Genomic DNA, 22,116 nt, shown 5'->3' with positions numbered 1-22,116 from the left:
ATAGGCCATTAGCGAATTCTTATACATGCGCAATAGCTTTCAAATAAAACTTGTTACAAATCATAAGGAATATCCTTATGATTTGTTGCTTTTGGCAGACGAAACCATTCATGCAATCGACAAATACCTCTATGAATCGCTGGTTTATGTTGTCTATGAATCGGTAAAACCGATCGCTGTTTTCTGTTTGTATCCGGTCAATACAGAGACATTAGAAATTAAAAACATTGCCGTATCACCCGAGTTTCAAGGTATGGGGCTCGGAAGTCAACTACTTGATTTTATCAAGGAAAACTACCGGCAATACCCGAACCTGATTGTAGGTACTGCAGATTGTGGCCTGGCCCAAATTCGCTTTTATGAACGAAATGGCTTTTTTAAATACGCCATCCGTAAAGATTTTTTCATTGAAAATTATGAGCTGCCTATTTATGAAAATGGCCAGTTGTTGAAAGATATGATTATGCTGCGGTATACGTTAAATCCCTAGAGACAAAAATAGATATAGATGAGTACTGGTATTGATAATCCCAACCACAGCACTACCCCCTGTAGTATTGCTTTAAAACCTACTGCCAACAAGACCTCCCTCGACAAACTTGCTCCAATTAAAAACAACGTTAAGGTAAGCCCCATCTTTGAAATAGAAACGACATAGCCTCCTATATACTGAAAAAAAGGGATATAACTTGTTAAGATAACCGCCAATACAAAGAGGCCAATAAAATACGGTATTTTAATTCTTGTCCCTTTGGTTTTGAATGCTACAGCACTTAAACAGGCAATTGGAATAATCCATAACGCTCTAGTCAATTTTACGGTTGTCGCAACCTGTAGTGCTTCATTACCGTACTTACTTGCCGCACCAACGACAGAACTGGTATCCTGTATGGCAACCGCACACCATAAACCAAATTGCGTCTGGCTGAGATCAAGCAAATGACCGACGACAGGAAATACAAATAAAGCAATGGCATTAAGTACAAATATGGTCCCTAAAGCCACACTTACTTGCTTTTCATTGGCTTTTATCGTCGGTGAAACCGCAGCAATGGCACTTCCTCCACAAATGGCAGTGCCAACAGAAATCAAATAAGCGGTCACCTTTTCCAACTTGAGTAACCTACCCAATAGATAGCCCAATGATAATGTTCCGAGAATAGAAATAACGGTTAACACAAACCCCTGCTTACCCGTTTGGATAGCTGTATCGATATTCATTCCAAATCCAAGTCCAACCACAGAAATCTGTAACAAAATCTGTGTTGCCCTGTGATTGACTGCCAGAAAGGGATGGCCAATCCATTGCGCCACAATAATACCCAAAAGTAAGGCAAGAGGGGCCGACACAAAGGGGGTAAGACATAATACAAATAGGAGTATAAAAATGATTTCCCGAACGAAGACCTTTCGATTGAGCAGCTGCTTATAACGAATTGTCGTATTTATTTTTTTGTCCATGACAATGATGCTTTGATTTGGCACAAAATTGAATAACTCTCAATTATTTTAAAAGACACAATTACAAATGAGTCATAACAATTGGTTATAACAGACAACTGCATTTTAACCAAAATAATTAAAGGATACGCTATTAAAATGAAAGAATCCTTCCCATTAGAACATTAAAGTATTACGATAAATGATTATATTTCAACGAGGTTATTCATAGGAATTAAACTTGACTTAATAATTATATACCGATGACACTGACAGCCATTCATCCCAAACTGCCCATGCGCAACAAAACCATCACAAAAGATTTTTATCTACATAAACTTGGATTTTCATTATGTGGAGCAGTCGATTACGAAGGTTACCTGATGCTAAAAAAAGACCATATTGAAATTCATTTTTTTGAATTCCAAGAACTTCCACCAGAAGAAAATTATGGTATGGTTTATATACGCACAGACGACATTGATTGTCTGTATCAGTCTTTTCAAGAAAATCACGTTGAGATTCACCCCAATGGCAAACTTGAGATTAAGCCCTGGGGTCAGCGGGAGTTTTCGATTTTAGATCCCGACAGCAATCTACTCACCTTTGGCGCCGATGCTTAAATAGCGAAAAGCCCACTAAAGATTGCTAAAAATCAGCAAAGATCCATAGTGGGCTTGGTATTGTTCGTATGGGTTCTTAGCCAAAAAGGTCTGAACTCAAATAGCGGTCACCTCGGTCACAGGCAATAAATACAATAAGGCCTTCGTCGATTTCATTTGCAATTTTAAGTGCTCCTGCAAAAGCTCCGCCGGTGCTCATTCCTGCAAAAACACCTTCACGCTTAACAAGTTCCCGGGCAAGCGCTGTTGCCTCCTGTTGGGATATATCGATAACGCGATCTACCCTCCTTGGATCAAAAATCTTAGGCAGATAGGCTTCGGGCCAATGCCGTATGCCTGGTATGGAAGATTCAGGAGTGGGCTGACAGCCTACGATCTGAATGGCTGCATTTTTTTCCTTCAAATAGATGGAATTTCCCATAATTGTCCCCGTAGTCCCCATGGCGCTTACAAAATGTGTAATCTTCCCCGCAGTATCACGCCAGATTTCAGGTCCCGTTGTTTTGATATGTGCTTCGTAGTTATCTGGATTTGCAAATTGATTCAATATAAAATAGCCTTCTTTTTCGGCCTTTTCTTCTGCATAATCGCGACATATTTCCATGGATTCCAATAAAGTAACTTTCGCCCCGTAAGCCTCCATCGTAAGTGTTCGCTCCCGCGTTGAAGAAGCTGGCATCACAAGCTCGAGGTTAAGTCCATATATACCGGCGATCATAGCAAGTGCGATCCCCGTATTACCGCTCGTTGCCTCGATCAATTTACTATCTTTTGTAATATCGCCCCGCTCCATCGCCGAACGGATCATATTGAGTGCTGCACGATCTTTCACCGAGCCCGCAGGATTATTACCCTCCATTTTTGCAAAGATCCGCACCTTGGGATTTGTATGAAATTGTGTAATCTCGACTAAGGGTGTATTTCCTATGGTATCTATGATATTTCCCATGGTATCTATATTATTGGTTTTGAATCTATAAATTTTGATGTAGCCTGATGGTATACGGTGGTGTAAGGCTCGACAGAACTTGTCAACCAGACATTCCCGCCAATGACCGAATGATGGCCGATGTGTGTTTCGCCGCCCAGGATTGTGGCTCCAGAGTAGATAATAACATGATCGCCAATTGTCGGGTGGCGTTTTACATTGGAAAACACCTTATCCACACTCAGGGCCCCCAGGGTTACACCCTGATAAAGTTTCACATAATTACCGATGGTGCAGGTTTCGCCGATAACCAATCCGGTGCCATGGTCAATATGCAGATGATGGCCTATTGTTGCTCCAGGATGGATATCAATTCCCGTTTTGGAATGCGCATGTTCTGTCAATATGCGCGGTATCAAAGGAACACCCAGGCGATGTAGTTCGTTCGCCATCCGGAAAATACAGATCGCAAAGAAACCGGGATAAGTACGTACAACCTCTCTTTTATTCTGTGCTGCAGGATCGCCATCCATCAATGCATCTGCATCCCAGCACATCAATTCATAAAGTTGTGGAATCCGTTCAAAAAACTGGTGCGCTACTTCCGAGTGATTGCAGCTTTGACAAGCTTTGGATTTGCTCAGGAGCTGCTCAAGCTCCAATTCAAATTGTTCAAAAGCGAGCTTCACATCATCGACCGATTTCATCTCGCTAGAATTTCGTTCGGGGAAGAGCACATCCACAATTCGGATAGCCCAGCCGCAGATCTTCTTGTTAGAAGGCATTTCTAGAACAGCCAATTGCTGTTCATAGATATGTTGATAAAAATCATGCATCTTCACTAGTTTATTAAAACAAATATACTATACAATATTGATAGATTAAGCCTTATTATCAAAACTTAGCCCCATTGCCGATCATTGAGCTCATTTGATGAGCAGAGCATATCTTTTAGCTTAGCGAACCAAGCGTTCAAACAGCTCGTTCAATGTTGTTTCGGGATCCTCACATAATCCGGGGTGTGATGCCGAGCATTGAATCAGGGTACTCCGCTTCGCTGTGAGCCAACGAAACCGTTCAGTGATATCTAACTCGGCAAGTTTACCGGCATCTTTTTCGCCGTGGCAGATTCGCTGGAAGGAAGACAGATGATTTTCGATCAACTCCAACTCGATATTCGGGCAAAGAGCACGCACCTTTTGTTCATTGACCAGATAAACCATCTTCGCAAAACGATACTTACGACAATAAAGAGCTACGCCTACATTGATAAATTCCTCTCGCTCCACTCGTGGTATCAAACGTACCACAGCATACTCATATACGGTCTTTTCTGGCATCTTCTATTTGTTTTACAAAAATGGATGAATTGGCTACACGCTGTTTCAGGAAAGAAACATACACTTCGCGCGCATCGGCTGCGGAGAGCTCACGTTCGGCATCTTCCAGCCATTCATCGGGTACCACCGCCAATATTCCACGAAATACCGCTTCCGTAAAAACGGAACGATATTCCTGATCTATTTTCTCCACCATACTCGCATTTTTGAGCAGTACGTGATCTTTAATCTGAACAAATGGTTTTAGGGATTGTTCTTCCCAGTTATCCCAACTGTGATGAAAATATAAGGAAGCGCCGTGATCTATCAACCAAAGTTCTTTATGCCATATCAGCATATTTGTATTCCGAACAGTACGGTCAACATTCATCAAGAGAGAATCCAACCAGACAATTTTCGAAGCTTCCTCCGCGCCGATGGCATCAACATTCGCATCAAATGTGATGGCTCCACTCAGAAAATGAAGTCCCAGGTTTTTGCCTACACTAAATTTGAGCAGATCCTGAATTTCTTCATCGGGTTCTGTACGGCCAAAGGATTCGTCCAGCTCCGCAAATACAATTTCGGGAACCCTCAATTTTAGCAATCTTGCTAGCTCTCCACCGATCAGTTCTGCGATCAATGCTTTTCGTCCCTGACCTGCCCCTCTAAATTTTATAACATAACTAAAGCCGTCATCGGCATCGACTAATGCGGGCAAAGACCCTCCTTCCCGAAATGGCTGAACATATCGGATGATCTCTACATCTCTAATAACAGGTTGTTTAAAATCCATGAATTATATTTTTACGATCTTCAAAGTTGGTAATACCATGCAAACTGATCAAACTTATCTAAAGTTACCTATATTTAAACGTTTGCAGCTATAGGAAACGAGAAATTCACGTCATGTACTTGCACAATCCCGCTACTCTTTGTCCCTGCGAACTATTAAGTGTGGTAATATCCAAAATTATTGCTTATATTTTAGCAATAAAGCACAAATTGTACATTCATTTGACCGTTGGAAGTATTATTTTCTAATTATATTTGTAGTGTAATCACAACTTGTCTCATCAAGTTTCTTCAATCAACGATATGGATACCATTCAGGAATATAACAATGTTATCAAACATTGTCAGGATTTATTTATTAAAAAAACAAAAGATTATGGAACGGCCTGGCGGATTATGCGCCTATCTTCCATTACAGACCAGATTTACATTAAAGCACAACGTATACGCACGCTAGAAATCAAAAAGGTTTCCAAAGTTGGCGAAGGCATTGTCGACGAATATATCGGTATTATCAATTACTGTGTCATGGCCATGATTCAGATTGATTTGGGTGAAGATGGTGAAGAAAATCTGGATCCAACTTTTGTGAATCAGAAATATACCGAAAAGGTTACCGAGACCAGAGATCTCATGCTTGCCAAAAACCACGATTATGGTGAAGCATGGCGCGATATGCGTGTTTCTTCCATGACAGATCTGATCTTGATGAAAATACACCGCGTTAAACAAATTGAAGATAATGATGGGCAAACCCTTGTTTCTGAAGGCATCCATGCCAACTATCAAGATATGCTCAACTACGCAGTTTTTGCATTAATTAAATTAGGAATTGCACAACAATAATCGGATTATGACAGCCACACAGCAGCGTACCAAAACAAATTATCTTTTAGGATTTTGCCGGATTTTTACGGGACTTTTGTTCATATTCTCCGGTTTTATTAAAGCAAATGACCCGACAGGGTTTGGCTATAAGCTTCAGGAATACTTTGAGGTCTTTCATCTCACAGCTTTTAATGAATACGCCACTGCCATGGCCGTGGTGATATGTGGTTTTGAAATTTTGTTAGGCGCACTTTTATTACTTGGGGTTTATGCAAATACCGTTGCCTGGGGCCTGCTGCTGCTGATCCTGTTTTTCACCTTTCTAACCTTCTATTCGGCATTTTTTGAGGTCGTGACCTCATGTGGTTGTTTTGGCGATGCCATCCCACTCACACCTTGGCAATCATTTTCTAAAGATCTGGTGCTCTTGGCCTTGATCCTTATTCTATTTTTTAACCGAAAACAATTACGATCAATTATCAAAGGATCAGGCAATCAATTCGTTGCTACTTTGATTACAGCGATCATCTCCTTAGGTATTGGTGTTTACACCGTAAACTACCTCCCCTTTATTGATTTCTTACCCTACAAAGTTGGCAACAACTTACCTTCATTAATGGTATTACCTGAAGGCAAACAAGGCGATGTCTTTGAGCAAATCTATACCATGAAAAACAAAAAGACAGGCGAAACCAAAAAGGTCAATGACAAAGTCTATATGGCTGACAAGCTATGGGAAGATGAATCATGGGAAATTATAGGTGAGCCTGAGAGTAGATTAGTAAAAAAAGGATATGACATCCCTATTCCTGATCTCTTAATTACAGACGCTGATGGTGCAGATCATACACAGGAAATCATTGCCAACCCGTATTATAACCTTGTGATCGTTGCAAAAGATCTTTCTTCGACCAATATTGATGCTATCCAAAAGATCAATCAGACAGCCATTCAGTTAACAAAAGATTATAATGGACTGCGCGTTGTTCTATTGACTGCTTCTGCATCCAAAGACGCGCAATATCTGAGTGATAAAATGCAATTAATTGCGGAGATATTCTATGCCGATCTCATTCCTCTGAAAAGCATGGTGAGAGCAAATCCTGGTGTACTGCTCCTAAAAGGAGGCAACGTCCTCGGAAAATGGCACTATAATAATTTTCCGGATGCCAAAACCATTGCAGATAAATTTCTAAGTAAAGACAAATAGTACCTATGCCTAAACCTATATTTTTGATTGGTTATATGGGAAGTGGAAAAACTACCCTGGGTAAGAAACTTGCCACCAAACTCGAGCTCCCTTTCATCGACACTGATGAGGAAATCGTCAAACAAATTGGCATGAGCATTACCGAATATTTTAGTCAGCATGGTGAAGACGCCTTCCGGACATTAGAACGCGAGCAATTGCGTAAATTTGCGGAGAATGCTGCCGTAATATCTACGGGTGGTGGCGCCCCCTGTTTCTTTGATAACATGGAATGGATCAGGGCGAATGGTTATGCCGTCTACTTACAGATGTCGCCCAAAGCACTTTTTGACCGTCTTTCTCAATCTAAATTACACAAACGGCCCATTCTGATCGGAAAATCACCGGAGGAACTACGGCTATTTATTGAAGAAAAGTTGATCGAAAGAGAACCTTATTATACACAGGCACATTTGACGATTGACCAATTAAACACGAGTGTCGAGACACTGGCCGATTTGATTAATCAGTACAATAGATAGACAATGAATATACGTACCCCCCACTACTTCCTTTTATTGATCTGCTTTATCGTAAGCAGTTGCTTTCGTAATGGAGACAATACGGATGGCTTGCCGGTGGGTAAACGTATACAGCTCCAAAATGTGGAGGAATTATATCAGTTTTTGACCTATGATGATAATCGTTATCCATTGGTCAGTTTGCATCGTGGGGGCCCCGCATCCGGATACCCGGAGAATGCAATCGAAACTTTTTCCTATAACGCGAGCTTACAGCCAGTCCTTGTTGAATGTGATGTTCGTATCAGTAAAGACTCGGCATTAATATTAATGCATGATAATACGCTAAACCGAACAACCACAGGTAGAGGGACTGTGAACGCCAGCACATTGGCTGAGCTCAAAAGTCTTCGTCTATTGGACAATAACAAAAAGATAACACCCTATAGGATCCCTACGCTGGAAGAAGCACTTGCTTGGGGAAAAGGAAAGGTAATCTTCACCTTAGACATTAAAAATGATGTCCCTTATGAAGCCGTTATCAACGCTATTCGCAAACAAAGAGCAGAATCCAGCGTAGTCATCATCACGTATAGTGCCAACCAAGCGGCCAAAGTGCACAGTCTGGCGAGCGACATCATGATTTCGGCTTCGGTCAATAACATTGAGGACCTTGCTCGTCTAAATGAAAAAGATATACCCGACAATCGCTTGTTAGCTTTCGTCGGAACACGTGAAGCAGATCCAGCATTAACCAAAATACTACATGACCATGGCATCATGTGCATATTGGGTACACTGGGGAACTTGGACAAACAGGCCGACAAAAAAGGCTTTCAAGTTTATGCTGGGTTTATTGATCGCGGCGCAGACATATTAAGTACAGATCGACCTACGGAAGCAGGGCGAGCGCTGAATTTCTACATCAAGAAAAGAGGAATTACTTCGAAATTTATTCAGTAAGACTGATAACATCATTTCTCCACCTCAAATCACTACAGAAATCATTTCGCCATCAAATATCGCACTTGACACTGCATCGCATCATGAGCTTAGGCTGCCTTTCAGCTAATCGTTGTTAGTGTAAATTTCAAATCCTAATCTTATATTAAGATTTATCAGATTTTCTTTGAACTGAAATTCTCCGGATCAATTTATAAACCTCAAACCATAAAACGGATACTGCAGCCACGGACAGCGCTATTCCCAATTCATATCCACTTAGGGCTGTTACAGCAAAAAATTGGGCAACCGGAGCAACATATAATATCACCGCTAAAAATAGAAGCACAGCGATCGAAATCCCAACGAGCAGCAAGTTTCGGTTTTTAAAACTCTCCAGGATACTATAATGGAAAGATCGATTGGCATAACTCAGTAAAATATTGGCAAAGATTAAAGTAGCAAAAACCATAGCCCTTGTTTTTTCCTCGGTTCCCCCCTGCTGAACAGCAAATTGATAAACAAAAAGAATTCCTATGGTGATTATCAGGCCTTGAACAATGCTGATTCCAAGCTCATTTATACTCAAAAAAGTGTCGCTCATAGCTCTAGGAGGCCGCTTCATGGTATCCTTTTCAATAGGTTCATTTTCATATACAATCGAGCAAGTAGGCCCCATGACCAATTCGAGGAAAATCACATGCACAGGGCTAAAAATCTGCGGAAATACCCAGCCTAAAAACAAAGGGAGTGATACGGTCAAAATAATGGGGATATGAATAGAAATGACGTATTGAACCGCCTTCTTGATGTTTGCGTAAATCCTTCTTCCGGCGGCTATACCGATTATTAACTTTTGTAAATCGTCGTTTGTGATAATCAATGCCGCGGCTGATTTTGCAATTTCAGTACCTTTATTGCCCATTGCCACGCCGATATGGGCTGCTTTTAATGCTGGGCCATCGTTCACCCCATCGCCAAGCATCGCCACGACCTCGCCTTTCTTTTTCAGGGCATTTACAATGGCCAGTTTAGCATCCGGAAACATTCTGGTAAATAGCGTTGTTTGCTCTGCTATCGCCATAATTTCAGCTTCGGACTTGTTTACGATTTCACTGCCATTGACCGGCGCAGACAAAATACGAATTCCGGCCTGAGCTGCTATTGCTTGAGTCGTATCGGCATTGTCGCCGGTAATCACATTGACTTTAATCCCCGCATCATAAATATCTTGAAATACGTCCTGAATACCCTTTTTGGGCGGATCATAAAATACCGTCAACCCTAAAAATTGGAACTCAAATTCCTGTTGATTCGCAGGGAAATTATTGCCTTCGAATGTCGCTTTCCCCACACCTAATAAGCGAAAACCCTGCGCTCCATAGGATTTAACAATAGCCCTAATTTTATTTTTCTCCTTATCGGACAGCTTGGATACGCTAAGTATAGCCTCCGGCGCCCCTTTGGCAGCAATAATCCGATCTTTTCCTGTATTTTCGAAAAGATGGGTCATCATCGGCGGTTTACCCTCTAAAGGATATTCATGAAATAGTGCATATTCCTTTCTGAGGTCCCGCTTTTGCGTTTTTTCATATATTTTATGTAACGTAATTTCCATGGGGTCGAAGGGCACAGGCTCACTGCTCCACATCGCATAATCGATAAGCTCTCTTAAATCGGATTCATCAAACCTTTCCTGATCATAAGATGAATCCGTAGCATAATTATAGAGGTATTTCAATTGCATGGAATTCTCTGTAATAGTCCCGGTCTTATCGGTACAAATCACCGTCGTACTGCCCAAAGTCTCAACAATACTGCTTCTTTTGATGATAATCCCCTCACGCATGAGCTTCCATGCGCCAAGCGCCATAAAAGTCGTAAATGCAACAGGAATCTCTTCTGGCAACACAGACATCGCCAACGTAAGTCCATTGAGCAAGCTCGCCACCAAATTACCACTATCAATAAAACTGTATATACATACGAATAAAAAAATGAGTATACCGACAATGGCCATTGCTTTTACAAACTTTTGGATTTGCACCTGCAATGGCGAAATTTCTTCTTTGATATTCTTTATCGATTCACCGATTTTCCCAACACGTGTCTCTTTACCGATTTCAGTAACTTCAAACACGGCCAGGCCCGAGACCGTAACTGTCCCACTGTAGACCAGATTATCCTCGGACTTACTGTCCTTAAAGACCGAAAAACTTTCCCCTGTCAGCGAAGATTCATTGACAGAAAAATCGTTACTATGTAAAATACGACCATCGGCGTTTATAATTCGACCTTCCTCTGTAATACAGAGATCGCCCACAACAATCTCATGTGTTGGAATTTCACTAACCTTCCCATTTCGAATCACAGTGCTTAATGGTTCATTCAGCTTTTCAAGTTCCTCCAGGGCTTTTTTGCTACGATTGTCCTGATAAAAGGAAATTGCCGTAACGGCAACAATAGCGACAAACATAAATACGGCCTCTCCGTAATTCCCCACAAAAACATAAATCATCGAGATGATAATCAATAGAATCAGCATAGGCTCCTTCAAAATATCCACAAGCAGTTCAAACCATGTATTCTTGTGGCTATCGCTCAATTGATTCCAACCATATTTAGCTCGGGAGGCATGCACCTCAGTTGCGGAAAGACCTTTCAGATTCTCGGGAATATTATATGACATATCGAATGAACTAGGTTGATTAAATATAATGAATAATTCTGGTATACAGGGATTAAAACATCTGTCAGCTATCGTCTCCCTTATCCGTAACATCATGTTACAATCTTTAATTTTCAGCCTTTACTTTTTGTAAAAAAGGAAGGATACAAAACTCATCAACAACAGATTAGCATAAAATTTACCTTCTACTGCTTTTCTTTTATTGAATATTTCTATTACAATCCTATATTTGCGCAGAAATTCACTTGGGGACATTGAATTTCATATTAGCCGAAAGCAATTTTGCGATCATTTTCCAATAATACCAGGACAGCTTCTTGCTATTGAAGTCCTTCTTTGCTACCTATGTTTTCAGACCATGTAAAACACAAACAGAAGCTGAAAACTAAACATATATTGTAAAATATTCTGTACCTATCGTCAGGATATGGAATAGGATCTAAACTTGTTGTGGCCTCCATAGTAGTATATTAATAATAAAAATAAGATGGTCATCTTAATTGCAGAAGATAATGAGTTGATATTACGGACAGTTCAATACAAACTGATCAAGGCAGGTCATGAGGTTATCACTACCACCAATGGAAAAGATCCAATTGAAAAGCTCAATACAATGGATCTCGATTTGATCATTACCGACATTATGATGCCGTTTGCTTCAGGATTAGAAGTACTTTCTTCCATAAAAAAGCTCGAGAAAAAAATCCCCGTCATTGTACTTTCCAACATGGGACAAGAAGAAGTCGTCATTGAAGCTTTTGATCTTGGCGCTTCAGATTTCATGGTGAAGCCGTTTAGCCCGGAAGAACTCCTATTACGGGTCAATCGACTGACGATTAACAATCGTGATTAATCTGTATGGGGAGACTTTTAATATAACTACGGAATATTACCAGACATCACGATTCGATGCCCGAAGACTTTCCCGAGCATAATTCGCTACTTCATCATTTTCGTCCCCAGTTTTTAAACGTACCTGTAAATTTTCTAGCCAGTCGGCTAAAGCATCTAAAGCCGTTTCACCGTTTCCGAAAATGCCTTGATGCGGATCGGGCCCCAGTAAACACCAATACGACGTTTCTTCTCTAAATACAACGGGACGTAGCTCACGAATTTCAAAAGGTAATTCTTCTGAATCAAAATCCAATGGTACAATTTTATCTTCAGCTATTTTCATCTGTTCCATAACCCATTTCTACTTTTTTTAAATCTTCCTCTGGCCAGGTAAGCAGCTCCTTCAACAGATATGTTTTTGGTCCTCCATCTGCTGTATCATCAGCAAACTGTTTTAGAAATTCCTGCAGATCACCTTCGACTTTTATTAATTTTCCATCTTGAAGAACATCATATCCCGCTGCAATCCATTCTTCGATCCTTTCCGTATTAATTTGTAGTTTCTCCATCTGCTGTATTTTGTAGTATTTTAAATGCTGCTTTTTATAACATTTAATAACACCTCACCGATTAAAATTATAATAGCCATCAATAAAAAATAGCCTGAGCACTATTAAACCTTAAAAAAGCAGCTCTCTATTATAAGAACAATACTTTAATATATATGGTTGATTTTTTTTTAGATTATCCATAAAAAAATCAACTAAAAAAGAGGTAGTTACATATCATTTATTGTTTATCAAAATATTAAAAAAATCTTTGGCAAACTATTTGTTTGAACAGCGAAAGCTTTCTAATCGGAAGCACACAACTTATATTTTTTTAAATTATCATGAAAAAAGTAATTCTACCTTTTCTAACACTTTTTACGCTACTATTTGTTGCTCATCAGCAAGCAAACGCACAAACTCCCTATCGGACAGCCATTGGTCTTGGAATAGACGTCGGCGATGGTCAAACATTATTCGGTCCACAGATAAAACACAATTTTGGTGGAAATGACGCTGGAAATGCACAAGTATTATTTGGAGACAATATTACTGTTATCGGCGTAGATTATTCATACAACAAACGTATTCCTGGATCTCGAGGTCTTTCATGGTACATTGGTGTTGGTCCACAAGTATCATTTATTGATTATGGTAAATGGCACGACGACTGGTATGACGACTACCATTGGAAAGATGGAAAAACACATACTGATTTTGCGATCCGTCCAGCTTTGGGTCTAGAGTTCAAAATACCTTCTGCACCATTGGCCATGCATTTCGACTGGAAACCTTGGTGGAATCTTTCTCATGGTTCTAATTTCGAGCCATCGCGTTTTTCTTTAGGATTTAAATTCGTTTTGAAATAGCATAACGCGAATACAAATAACAAAAATCCTGCTCATCATCGGTGTGCAGGATTTTTTGTTTTCACCATTAAGGTGTTTTTATCTTTACACCGACAAAGTATGTCCTTGGCATGTTGGGCCCATAAATGTAATTGCTATCGCGATTTTTCCCGGTATCAAAATCAGTTTGATACGCGTTAAAAATATTTTTTACCCCTGCATAAAGCTCAATGATATTTTTGTATTTCGGTAAGTTAAATGCATAAGCTACTTTACTATTGAGCTCCGAAAAGGCTCCTGTCCGTACCATTTGATCGTCAGGAAAATTATCTGCTCCCCCGACATGGGCAATACGCATATTTCCCGTGTAAACATAGTTTAAATTGACTGTCCAGGGTTTACTTGCTGTAATATTGAGGTTGGCAAAACCATATTCGTTGGGTGTCCGCAAAAATGATCGAATTGGAGCTACTCCTTCCAAATACGACACCGGACTATCATACTTGCTTTGCTGCACTGTCAATCCAGTTTCCAACTGAATCTTCTTAGCATAATTTGCACGTAATTCCAATGTTCCTCCGGCTACAGTTGCGTTGTTTCCATTTCGCTTTTCAAAAATCTTCCCAAAATTATCTGCACCGATTTCCTCAAGTACAAATGCATTATTCAGGTGCGTATAAAATCCTTCCAGGGTGAAGCCTGCTATCCACGTTTCAGTTGCTTTGTCGTAGTTTATCGAACCACTCAGGCTTTTTGAACGCTCCTCCCTTAAATCAGGGGATAACTGTACACGCGATACGCCGCCACCAGCAAACGCAATATGCAGGTCGGTGTCAAATGCCTGTGGCGCTCTAAAGCCGGTTCCATAGCTTAATCGAAATTGTGTTGTAGGGGCATATTTATAAAGGAGTGCTATTCGCGGACTGACAACAACTTTATGCAATAAATTATGTTTGTCAACCCGAACACCCGACAATACATTAAACTTAGCCGCCAAATCCCAATCACTTTGAAAGAAGCTTCCCCAATCTTTGGTATGCTGATCCACGAGATAATTATAACTCGGAATTTCGTCATAAACTTTATCAGAAACGTACTCCGACCCAATGGTCAATACATTACGACCATTAAAGAAATTGCTGATCTCATGATTCAATTGAAAACCTCCCTGAAGTGTTGTTGTTTTAGAATCCCCATAAGGTGGATGCTTGAGATGATTTTCAATCGCCTCAGGATCATCTGGAAATACCCCTGTATAATGTTTTCTATTGGTATTTTGAAAAGCAGTATAGACGATCAATGCCGATTTATCTTGATTAAAGTTAATCTGATAATCAGTGCTTCCCATCCAAATTTTATGGTGCCGCTCTTCTGACTGCAGTGTTAAATACGCCGGTTTATCGGTCATTTCACCACCGAACCTATATTCATTCAGGTTGCTTAAGGAGACTTCTAATTTTTGATTATCTGAAAACTGATAGAATGAATTAATTCCTAAAGAGGTATTTTCAATTTTGGGTATTTCAGAAAAATTATCACCATTTGCATCGTAAAAACCACGATCCCGCTTGTTGAAGAAGAATGAAGTTCCGGCATTCCCCTTCTCGTTGACCAATGTTGCATTGCCCCCGAGATTAAAATCATTTGTCCCCCCACCTATACGCTGATAGAAAGAATTGATTTCATAGCTGTTTGCCCGTGGGAGCTTTGTAATCACATTCACCGTTCCGCCAATTGCGCTTGAACCATACAATGAGGAGCCCCCCCCGCGAACAACTTCAATTTTTTCAATCATATTGACCGGTAGTTGCTCCATACCATAGAGCCCCATCAACGGACTGAAAATTGGCCGATCGTTAATCAGAATCTGTGAATAACCACCCTGAAGTCCATTCATCCGCAATTGCGTATAGTTACAGGTCTGACAGTCTGTTTCTACGCGCAATCCGGGTTGAAACTTCAAACCCTCCGAAAGATTACACACTTGTAGATTGTCCAAAGTCTTGCTATCTAAAACATTTACCATTACAGGACTCTCTGTTTTGCGTTTAAATGTTTTGGTACCCGTTACCACAATTTCATCCAGTAAAAGTTCAGCCCCATCTAACTGAATATCTTTGGTCAATACCCCTGGACCGACTTTTACTGAATCACGGAATTCCTTAAATCCAATGTGTTTTACTTCCACTTCCCAGGTACCATGGGGGATACTTTCAACGATATATCTTCCTGAGTTGTTCGATTTGGCACCTATCTGTAATTTTGGAATAACAACGGATGCTGCTCCTAACGGCATACCATTCTTATCGTAAACCTTACCATTAATCTTACCTGTCTGTCCAAAGGAAATAAATCCTGTAAGCACCATGGCAATTGTCAAATGAGCACTGTACACTTTCATCATGTTTTGCTTTTTTATATTTATAAATTTAGATAAGCAAATTTAATAAGTTAGATTAGACTAACAAAATAATTATAACATAATTATTAGACACGGCTAATATTTAATAAATTTGTCTTATGATTTCACAGACCGAAGAGAATTACTTAAAAGCATTGTATAACCTCACTTACCTAAAGGGTGATGCGAATGTCAATGAAATAAGTAAAAGGCTCGACATCAAGATGCCCACAGTAAATAGTATGATGAAAAAACTAGCCGACAAAGGTTTCGTTCATTATGAAAGCTATAAACCATTGCGGCTAACTGAAGAAGGAAAGAAAGAAGCCGCCCTTATTATCCGGAAACATCGACTTACTGAAATGTATCTGGTTGAGAAAATGGGGTTTGCCTGGGATGAAGTCCATCAGATTGCTGAACAGATTGAGCATATACATTCGCCCGAATTTTTCAGTAAAATGGATGAGTTATTGGGTTATCCGACGGTAGATCCCCACGGGTCGCCAATTCCCGATTCTAATGGGGTTATGCCTTTGGAAAACTATGTGTTTCTAAATAGTTGTAAAGTAGGTGATATAGTTACATTAATGGCGGTTCAGCCATCTTCTAAGGAGCTTTTACAATATTTGACAGCGAAAAATCTCGAGCTCGGTACGACTTTAACAATCAAATCAATAGAACCGTTCGATGCTAGCATCACAGTGGAATACAAAGACAGGCCAATAGAAGTCCTAAGCAGCAAAGTCACCGCAACACTACTTGTACGCCTTATCGCCTAAACTAGGAGAGAATGAGATCAAAATGTTATTTTTTGAAATGAAATCTACTGTTATTTCTCTTTGTTAAGAAAACAATTGTTAGATACAACTAACAAAAACAAGTAAATCTTTAAAATGCTAAACCCGGAGAATCTATAGAAATACGATAAATTATCAGTCTCTACAGTTCAACTATCAATTTGTAAAAATTGAGCGTTTATTCTTCAATTTGATACTTGATCGGTTGCCCGGTAGCAATCTCCCGTTCCAATATCTGTTCCGGAGAAAGATGTTCCAAAAACATAATCAGCGCCCTTAGGCTATTGCCGTGCGCAACAATGAGTACATTTTTACCTTCTTTCAGTTTGGGTGCTATAAAACGTTCATAATATGGAATAACACGTTCGTATGTATCTTTAAGGCTCTCACCTCCAGGCGGAGGCACATCAAAAGATCTGCGCCAGATATGCACCTGTTCAGCACCATATTTTTCGGCTGTTTCGGCCTTATTCAAGCCCTCAAGCTTTCCATAACCTCGTTCATTCAAAGCAGCGTCTATAACAATGGGGATGTGAGGATCGCCCATTTCATGCAAAATAATCTTTAACGTATGCTGCGCTCTTATAAGTGTCGAGGTATATGCTATATCAATTGGTTCGTTTGCCAGAGCCAGTCCCGCCTCCCGAGCTTCCTGTTGTCCCAATTCAGTAATATCAACATCTTGCCATCCCGTAAAGCGATTTTCTAAATTCCATTGCGACTGTCCATGCCGGACTAAAAAAAGTTTTGCCATTATTTATCCAAAGTTTTTCTAAACGGTATCTCACTACGCACCCAACATCATATATAATAGCGATACATTCCATTTTGTTTTATTTATACCACTTAGTCCTTGTCTAATCATCTAAACCTGGGACCGAAGTACTTCAATATCCAACGACAGATCCCTTAGTTAAAACAATATACGGACATATTCAGCTCCCCTATTATTTGTATAAGCTTATCGGTTATATCTGGGAACAGCAACTAATTTTACGGTGAAAATTATCTCCATCCTCAAAAAAAAAAAAAATAAACACTTATAAATCAACAAAATAAAAAAATAATAAATTATTTAACACACTTTAATTCTACACAATATAGAATACATTCTATATTTGTAGTATGAATAAATTATCAGCTACGGAAGAACAATTGATGGGCTACATCTGGGACATGAAAAAAGCTTTTATGAAAGATCTTATGGAAGCGTATTCTGAACCTAAACCGGCGCCAACAACTGTTGCTACATTATTGAAGAGAATGACTGAAAAGGGAGCGATATCTTATGTGCTTTATGGAAATTCGAGAGAGTATTATCCACTAATTGATAAAGACAGCTATTATTTAGCACATGTAAATGATATCGTAGAAAGCTACTTCGACAATTCAGCATTAAAATTTGCTTCTTTTTTCACTAAACAATCTCAGCTGAGCAAAGAGCAATTGGAGGAACTGAAAAATATAATTGATTCCGAAATTAAAAACAAAGAGACATGATGCTATATATTGGAAAACTGATAGCCTGTTCGGGTTTACTCTATCTTATTTATTGGTCAATACTACGCAACCAAAAACTACTGCTATTCAACCGTTGTTATTTACTCGGGATTATCCCCCTATCTGTCATCATTCCATTGTTACAGATCGCTGTCCCATTTGATGTTTTCAACTTACTGAACGACAGAAACAGTGATGTTACCCCTGCGGGGCCGATCATTAAACAGCCCGCAACAGATTCAGCGCTCTTCAATAATTATCACGTCGATTGGTACGATGTCGCTCTGCTGATGTATGTAATTGTCACCATTGCATTACTTCTGAGACAAGTATGGTTATACCGCAAATTCCTATATTATATCCGAAGTGCCACACCAACCCATGAACAGTCCATTTATTGTATACATGGTTTAAAAACACCCTTTTCCTTTTTTCAAAAAATTTATGTTCCCAAAGATGCCTATCAACAGGGCGGTATTGATCAGTCAATTATAACTCACGAACGGGCCCATGCCAATCAACGCCATTCGATGGATGTACTTTTCATACAGATTTTGGGTATATTTTTGTGGTTCAATCCCTTCATTTATCTCATTCAGAAATCGATCCGACAAACTCATGAATACCTTGCAGATAATGCCGTAGTCAAGATTCATGAAAAGTTAAGATACCAACATTTGATTATCGAGTGGAGCATGCCCACCCCTGATATAAACACATTACCGGCCAGTAATTTTAATTTCTTAACAACAAAAAAACGATTAATTATGTTACAAAAAAGAACAACCCGAAGTAAACTCTTGCTAATGCCCGGGCTTACTTTATTACTGACAGTAGCGATATCTACATTGTTTTCAACACATGTGGAAGCACAGAAAACAACGCCGACCACGACAAAAAAAGCAGCGGCTACCAACACCGCAATAAGGCCCGCTGCATCAAGGCGACCGGACGCTCCTAAAACTAGTGGAAGATCTCCTAAATCACCGACAAAAGAAATGGTTCCGCCAATGATATCCCAGCGCAGGTCTTCTTCCCAACAAGAAGGTAATGTACGTTCCCCGGAACCTCGGAAAAGACCTGCTCCACCTCAAAATTCCCCAAAAATAATCGATGAGGTACATGTTGAGCGAATCAAATTTGCGGAGCCTCAAAAAGAGTCTACTCCATCAAAAAGAGTTTCACCGATAGTCGAAGAAGTGCAAGTAGCACCTAAAATTGAGGAAGTCAAGGTCGAGAATATTCAACCGCGTCAACCAAAACGTATCAATCTTTCTGCGAATGCGACTGTCAGTTCAAATCAAGATCAAAAAGATATTCAAGTTAAGGAGGAAACGCCCGTAAAGATCGTCCTTAAAATGAAACCCGAAGTAGAAGTAAAATCTGTAAATAAAAAATAGATAGCAGAATTCTTCGGAATACAATAAGAGGAATACAATTCCTCTTATTGCGATATGTCTCCCCCTCACAATTACTCACCTATAAACCAGAATGTTGTTTAGATCATTCAAAATTTAATGTACCAACTCTTCTTATAGCTATTGATATAATCTAAAATCAAGTTAAAAACAAACATCAGTATTTTCCAAAATATAATTAAGGATTGGATTCGGGTTTAAAAAACGATAAATTCTACTGTAGTTTATTTTTAAAGCAATCGTTTGCGTAAAAAAATTGTATAAAAACCAAATAACAAATCGGTAACATTGTAGAAGAGTACCAGTAGTATACCAACAATATACTTCTAATATACTTGTTGTATTCATCTGCTATCATTAAGATAATACTGCTACTATACGGTATGATACCCAATTATTAAATTCTGATCAGGAGGAATTTGGTTTTAAATACAAGTTTAAATTATGGAGGCATGTAAAAATGATGAGTTGGCCTTACTGCTCGCTCTTAAGTCAAGCAATCATAAGGCATTTGAGGTGCTCTACTATCGCTATAGCCCTAGACTTTACCGTCATATACTTAACCTAGTCAAAATACCTGCCTGTGCAGAAGAAATCCTTCAGGATGTATTTCAGAAATTATGGGAGAGGCGCGGTGAAATAGACCCCGACAAGTCCTTTCAGTCTTATCTCTTCACTATTGCTAAACACCTCGTGTATGATTTCTTTCATAAAGAGATCAAAAATCGAAATCTAAAAGAGTTGATTATTTCCATTTCAACATCAGACTATTCCCACATTGAGGAGGAATATGCGTACAAAGAGTCTAAAAAAATTGTCAATCAAGCCATTGAAAACTTATCTCCAAAACGCAAACTCATTTATACCTTATGCAAAATAGAGGGGAAAACCTATGAGGAGGTCAGTAGTTCCTTAGGTATCTCCACTTCTACGATCAGTGACCATATCGTGAAGGCTACAAAACAGATTCAGAGCTTCTGTTTGAGCAAGGAAATTACACCGTCCCTGTTAATTGCTCTTATCAGTGCCGTATTAAATCAAAAATAAGACACTCGCTGTTTCTATCGACAAACAGGTCACTCCCATAGGTATTCAAACAGCCCTTTTTAAACACTTTTAATTTTTTTTACTTTTTTTTAAAATCAGAGCAGAGGACAGGCTCTAATTTTCCGTATTATATATAAATAGCTACTCAGTGAAAGATTCAAAACATATAAAACTATTATTTGAAAGATATCTCAATAACCACGCTTCAAGAGAAGAGACGGCGGAGCTATTTCAATATTTTCAGGATACGAATAACAAGGAGGCGCTTGAACAGATGATCGAGAACCAACTTGAATCTCGGGATAAGGAAGAACTTATAGACAAGATGATTTTAGACCGTGTTTTTGGTAAAATTGATCTTGACACGGAACCACAAAATTTCAAAAGTCCTACATGGTATAAAACTACAGGCGTTGCAGCTGCCATCATACTGATTATCTCTATCTCTTATTTATTTCTTAACCGCAGCACATATAATGATCATACAGCTACTATCATCGAACCTGGTCGCGATAAAGCAACACTTGTGCTTTCTTCCGGTAAAACGATCGTACTGGAGGATGTTGCTAATGGAAAATTAACTGAAGAGCTCGGCACAACAATTGAAAAAACAGAAAAAGGCGGAATTAATTATAAAATTGAGGGAAATACCGATGTACGCATCGCTATGAATCTTTTGAATGTACCAAAGGGCGGGCAATTCCAGATAACCCTTTCTGATGGCACAAAAGTTTGGCTAAATTCCAATTCCAGCCTTAAATATCCAAGTGCATTTTCAACCTCTGAACGCCGTGTAGAACTGACGGGTGAAGCCTACTTTGAAGTGTCAAAAAATAAACAAAAACCATTTATTGTCGAAACTTCGCTTCAAAAGGTCGAAGTCTTAGGGACTAAATTCAATATCAATGCCTACGATGATGAATCTTCCACACAGACATCCCTTGCAGAAGGGTCTGTAAGAGTGAGTTGCAAAAACAATACAACCTTACTAAAACCAGGACAACAATCTACGTTAACGGATCAAAATATCGCAGTAAGATCAATAAACCTGGATCAAGTATTAGATTGGAAAAATGGTGATTTCAACTTTTCCAATAACAACTTAAAGGAAATCATGCGTAAAATTTCGCGCTGGTATAACATTGAAGTAATTTTTGAAGGCCCCATTTCACAGGAAACCTATGTCGCTCAAATTTCTAGAAAAAAACGATTAAACGATGTATTAAGAGCACTTCAGCTTTCCGGTTCCATCAAGTATAACATACGAAACAATAAACTGTACATATCGCAATAAACTATAACACACATTAATAACCACTGATTATGAAAGAAACCAGTCCAGCCTAAACATTTCTTCCAAAAAAATAGCCGAAAATGCCTGCCAGCACTCTCGACTAATTTTTTACTTGGAAAACAAGAATTCATTTCAACATCAAACCAGTTAACCAA

At 39.3% G+C, this 22,116-nt stretch carries 23 protein-coding genes; 13 read left to right on the top strand and 10 right to left on the bottom strand.

Going from position 1 to position 22,116, the window contains the following annotated elements; genetic code table 11:
- The first annotated feature begins 25 nt into the window (after positions 1–25).
- Complete coding sequence (locus B3297_RS10265; RefSeq protein ID WP_070564741.1) at positions 26–490, top strand: GNAT family N-acetyltransferase; 465 nt, start codon at positions 26–28, stop codon at positions 488–490.
- On the opposite strand, the gene B3297_RS10260 is transcribed toward B3297_RS10265, so the two are convergent.
- Entirely contained in the window at positions 487–1,461 is a 975-nt protein-coding gene (locus B3297_RS10260) for a YeiH family protein (RefSeq protein WP_070564738.1), read from the bottom strand. The two genes, B3297_RS10265 and B3297_RS10260, sit on opposite strands and share 4 nt — an antisense overlap.
- A gap of 242 nt (positions 1,462–1,703) precedes the next feature.
- Here B3297_RS10260 and B3297_RS10255 point away from each other — a divergent pair, with 242 nt between their 5' ends.
- Positions 1,704–2,063, top strand: a complete 360-nt coding sequence (locus B3297_RS10255; RefSeq protein WP_046673907.1) for a bleomycin resistance protein — start codon at positions 1,704–1,706, stop codon at positions 2,061–2,063.
- A 76-nt stretch (positions 2,064–2,139) separates the two neighbouring features.
- On the opposite strand, the gene cysM is transcribed toward B3297_RS10255, so the two are convergent.
- The 4 genes from cysM to B3297_RS10235 all read right to left on the bottom strand — a co-directional run bounded on the left by cysM (position 2,140) and on the right by B3297_RS10235 (position 5,106).
- Positions 2,140–3,012: a cysteine synthase CysM gene (gene cysM / locus B3297_RS10250; RefSeq protein WP_070564735.1), complete on the bottom strand. Its 873-nt coding sequence runs from the start codon at positions 3,010–3,012 to the stop codon at positions 2,140–2,142.
- A gap of 5 nt (positions 3,013–3,017) precedes the next feature.
- Positions 3,018–3,827, bottom strand: coding sequence for a serine O-acetyltransferase (locus B3297_RS10245; protein ID WP_046673905.1), 810 nt, complete (start codon positions 3,825–3,827; stop codon positions 3,018–3,020).
- A 120-nt stretch (positions 3,828–3,947) separates the two neighbouring features.
- Positions 3,948–4,331, bottom strand: coding sequence for a DUF3037 domain-containing protein (locus tag B3297_RS10240; protein WP_070564732.1), 384 nt, complete (start codon positions 4,329–4,331; stop codon positions 3,948–3,950).
- Positions 4,309–5,106 (bottom strand): HipA family kinase, encoded by a 798-nt coding sequence (locus B3297_RS10235; RefSeq protein WP_046673903.1) that lies wholly within the window; start codon positions 5,104–5,106, stop codon positions 4,309–4,311. Before B3297_RS10235 ends, B3297_RS10240 begins: the two co-directional genes overlap by 23 nt.
- Positions 5,107–5,408: 302 nt before the next feature.
- On the opposite strand from B3297_RS10235, the gene B3297_RS10230 reads away from it, so the two are divergent.
- From B3297_RS10230 to B3297_RS10215, 4 genes are read left to right on the top strand one after another with little or no spacing between them, the layout of a single operon-like run.
- Complete coding sequence (locus tag B3297_RS10230; protein WP_046673902.1) at positions 5,409–5,951, top strand: DUF1599 domain-containing protein; 543 nt, start codon at positions 5,409–5,411, stop codon at positions 5,949–5,951.
- A gap of 7 nt (positions 5,952–5,958) precedes the next feature.
- Entirely contained in the window at positions 5,959–7,143 is a 1,185-nt protein-coding gene (locus tag B3297_RS10225) for a BT_3928 family protein (RefSeq protein ID WP_286778896.1), read from the top strand.
- Between the two features lie 5 nt (positions 7,144–7,148).
- Positions 7,149–7,664 carry a shikimate kinase gene (locus B3297_RS10220; protein ID WP_070564726.1) on the top strand — a complete coding sequence of 172 codons (516 nt, stop codon included), beginning with the start codon at positions 7,149–7,151 and terminating at the stop codon, positions 7,662–7,664.
- A gap of 3 nt (positions 7,665–7,667) precedes the next feature.
- Positions 7,668–8,606, top strand: a complete 939-nt coding sequence (locus tag B3297_RS10215; protein ID WP_286778895.1) for a glycerophosphodiester phosphodiesterase family protein — start codon at positions 7,668–7,670, stop codon at positions 8,604–8,606.
- A 145-nt stretch (positions 8,607–8,751) separates the two neighbouring features.
- Here the strand turns inward: B3297_RS10215 and B3297_RS10210 are convergent, their stop codons facing one another.
- Complete coding sequence (locus B3297_RS10210; protein ID WP_286778894.1) at positions 8,752–11,274, bottom strand: cation-translocating P-type ATPase; 2,523 nt, start codon at positions 11,272–11,274, stop codon at positions 8,752–8,754.
- Positions 11,275–11,761: 487 nt separating this feature from the next.
- On the opposite strand from B3297_RS10210, the gene B3297_RS10205 reads away from it, so the two are divergent.
- Positions 11,762–12,127: a response regulator transcription factor gene (locus B3297_RS10205; RefSeq protein ID WP_286778893.1), complete on the top strand. Its 366-nt coding sequence runs from the start codon at positions 11,762–11,764 to the stop codon at positions 12,125–12,127.
- 36 nt (positions 12,128–12,163) lie between these two features.
- Here B3297_RS10205 and B3297_RS10200 read toward each other — a convergent pair whose 3' ends face one another.
- Positions 12,164–12,460, bottom strand: coding sequence for a hypothetical protein (locus B3297_RS10200; RefSeq protein ID WP_070564714.1), 297 nt, complete (start codon positions 12,458–12,460; stop codon positions 12,164–12,166).
- Positions 12,438–12,677, bottom strand: a complete 240-nt coding sequence (locus B3297_RS10195) for a hypothetical protein (protein ID WP_070564711.1) — start codon at positions 12,675–12,677, stop codon at positions 12,438–12,440. Before B3297_RS10195 ends, B3297_RS10200 begins: the two co-directional genes overlap by 23 nt.
- Positions 12,678–13,000: 323 nt before the next feature.
- Here B3297_RS10195 and B3297_RS10190 point away from each other — a divergent pair, with 323 nt between their 5' ends.
- Positions 13,001–13,525, top strand: a complete 525-nt coding sequence (locus tag B3297_RS10190) for a hypothetical protein (protein WP_070564708.1) — start codon at positions 13,001–13,003, stop codon at positions 13,523–13,525.
- Positions 13,526–13,592: 67 nt separating this feature from the next.
- On the opposite strand, the gene B3297_RS10185 is transcribed toward B3297_RS10190, so the two are convergent.
- Positions 13,593–15,908 (bottom strand): TonB-dependent receptor, encoded by a 2,316-nt coding sequence (locus tag B3297_RS10185; protein ID WP_286778892.1) that lies wholly within the window; start codon positions 15,906–15,908, stop codon positions 13,593–13,595.
- 116 nt (positions 15,909–16,024) lie between these two features.
- On the opposite strand from B3297_RS10185, the gene B3297_RS10180 reads away from it, so the two are divergent.
- Positions 16,025–16,684: a metal-dependent transcriptional regulator gene (locus B3297_RS10180; RefSeq protein WP_075991207.1), complete on the top strand. Its 660-nt coding sequence runs from the start codon at positions 16,025–16,027 to the stop codon at positions 16,682–16,684.
- Positions 16,685–16,880: 196 nt separating this feature from the next.
- Here the strand turns inward: B3297_RS10180 and B3297_RS10175 are convergent, their stop codons facing one another.
- A complete protein-coding gene (locus B3297_RS10175) occupies positions 16,881–17,456 on the bottom strand; it encodes a 2,3-bisphosphoglycerate-dependent phosphoglycerate mutase (protein WP_070564703.1) in 576 nt (191 codons plus the stop codon).
- A 371-nt stretch (positions 17,457–17,827) separates the two neighbouring features.
- On the opposite strand from B3297_RS10175, the gene B3297_RS10170 reads away from it, so the two are divergent.
- From B3297_RS10170 to B3297_RS10155, 4 genes are all read left to right on the top strand, one after another.
- A complete protein-coding gene (locus B3297_RS10170; protein WP_070564700.1) occupies positions 17,828–18,202 on the top strand; it encodes a BlaI/MecI/CopY family transcriptional regulator in 375 nt (124 codons plus the stop codon).
- Positions 18,199–19,602, top strand: a complete 1,404-nt coding sequence (locus tag B3297_RS10165; RefSeq protein WP_286778891.1) for a M56 family metallopeptidase — start codon at positions 18,199–18,201, stop codon at positions 19,600–19,602. The genes B3297_RS10170 and B3297_RS10165 overlap by 4 nt, the downstream gene beginning before the upstream one ends.
- A 462-nt stretch (positions 19,603–20,064) precedes the next feature.
- Positions 20,065–20,667 carry an RNA polymerase sigma factor gene (locus B3297_RS10160; protein WP_070564694.1) on the top strand — a complete coding sequence of 201 codons (603 nt, stop codon included), beginning with the start codon at positions 20,065–20,067 and terminating at the stop codon, positions 20,665–20,667.
- A 148-nt stretch (positions 20,668–20,815) separates the two neighbouring features.
- Positions 20,816–21,961, top strand: a complete 1,146-nt coding sequence (locus tag B3297_RS10155; protein ID WP_070564691.1) for a FecR family protein — start codon at positions 20,816–20,818, stop codon at positions 21,959–21,961.
- The last annotated feature ends 155 nt before the right edge of the window (positions 21,962–22,116 follow it).

This window comes from Sphingobacterium sp. UBA3519 (genome assembly GCF_002377215.1).
GTDB classification, from domain to species: domain Bacteria; phylum Bacteroidota; class Bacteroidia; order Sphingobacteriales; family Sphingobacteriaceae; genus Sphingobacterium; species Sphingobacterium multivorum.
The sequence above is the reverse complement of the archived record's forward strand: the minus strand, read 5'-3'. Positions and strand labels throughout refer to the sequence as shown.

Excerpts from the sequence above, each read along its gene's own strand:
- B3297_RS10255 (WP_046673907.1), top strand. The coding sequence starts at position 1,704 with ATGACACTGACAGCCATTCATCCCAAACTGCCCATGCGCAACAAAACC.
- B3297_RS10205 (WP_286778893.1), top strand. The coding sequence starts at position 11,762 with ATGGTCATCTTAATTGCAGAAGATAATGAGTTGATATTACGGACAGTT.
- B3297_RS10185 (WP_286778892.1), bottom strand. The coding sequence starts at position 15,908 with ATGATGAAAGTGTACAGTGCTCATTTGACAATTGCCATGGTGCTTACA.
- B3297_RS10245 (WP_046673905.1), bottom strand. The coding sequence starts at position 3,827 with ATGCATGATTTTTATCAACATATCTATGAACAGCAATTGGCTGTTCTA.
- B3297_RS10235 (WP_046673903.1), bottom strand. The coding sequence starts at position 5,106 with ATGGATTTTAAACAACCTGTTATTAGAGATGTAGAGATCATCCGATAT.
- B3297_RS10230 (WP_046673902.1), top strand. The coding sequence starts at position 5,409 with ATGGATACCATTCAGGAATATAACAATGTTATCAAACATTGTCAGGAT.
- B3297_RS10200 (WP_070564714.1), bottom strand. The coding sequence starts at position 12,460 with ATGGAACAGATGAAAATAGCTGAAGATAAAATTGTACCATTGGATTTT.
- B3297_RS10265 (WP_070564741.1), top strand. The coding sequence starts at position 26 with ATGCGCAATAGCTTTCAAATAAAACTTGTTACAAATCATAAGGAATAT.
- B3297_RS10180 (WP_075991207.1), top strand. The coding sequence starts at position 16,025 with ATGATTTCACAGACCGAAGAGAATTACTTAAAAGCATTGTATAACCTC.
- B3297_RS10190 (WP_070564708.1), top strand. The coding sequence starts at position 13,001 with ATGAAAAAAGTAATTCTACCTTTTCTAACACTTTTTACGCTACTATTT.
- B3297_RS10170 (WP_070564700.1), top strand. The coding sequence starts at position 17,828 with ATGAATAAATTATCAGCTACGGAAGAACAATTGATGGGCTACATCTGG.
- B3297_RS10225 (WP_286778896.1), top strand. The coding sequence starts at position 5,959 with ATGACAGCCACACAGCAGCGTACCAAAACAAATTATCTTTTAGGATTT.
- B3297_RS10165 (WP_286778891.1), top strand. The coding sequence starts at position 18,199 with ATGATGCTATATATTGGAAAACTGATAGCCTGTTCGGGTTTACTCTAT.
- B3297_RS10210 (WP_286778894.1), bottom strand. The coding sequence starts at position 11,274 with ATGTCATATAATATTCCCGAGAATCTGAAAGGTCTTTCCGCAACTGAG.
- B3297_RS10260 (WP_070564738.1), bottom strand. The coding sequence starts at position 1,461 with ATGGACAAAAAAATAAATACGACAATTCGTTATAAGCAGCTGCTCAAT.
- B3297_RS10175 (WP_070564703.1), bottom strand. The coding sequence starts at position 17,456 with ATGGCAAAACTTTTTTTAGTCCGGCATGGACAGTCGCAATGGAATTTA.
- B3297_RS10195 (WP_070564711.1), bottom strand. The coding sequence starts at position 12,677 with ATGGAGAAACTACAAATTAATACGGAAAGGATCGAAGAATGGATTGCA.
- cysM (WP_070564735.1), bottom strand. The coding sequence starts at position 3,012 with ATGGGAAATATCATAGATACCATAGGAAATACACCCTTAGTCGAGATT.
- B3297_RS10220 (WP_070564726.1), top strand. The coding sequence starts at position 7,149 with ATGCCTAAACCTATATTTTTGATTGGTTATATGGGAAGTGGAAAAACT.
- B3297_RS10215 (WP_286778895.1), top strand. The coding sequence starts at position 7,668 with ATGAATATACGTACCCCCCACTACTTCCTTTTATTGATCTGCTTTATC.
- B3297_RS10240 (WP_070564732.1), bottom strand. The coding sequence starts at position 4,331 with ATGCCAGAAAAGACCGTATATGAGTATGCTGTGGTACGTTTGATACCA.
- B3297_RS10160 (WP_070564694.1), top strand. The coding sequence starts at position 20,065 with ATGGAGGCATGTAAAAATGATGAGTTGGCCTTACTGCTCGCTCTTAAG.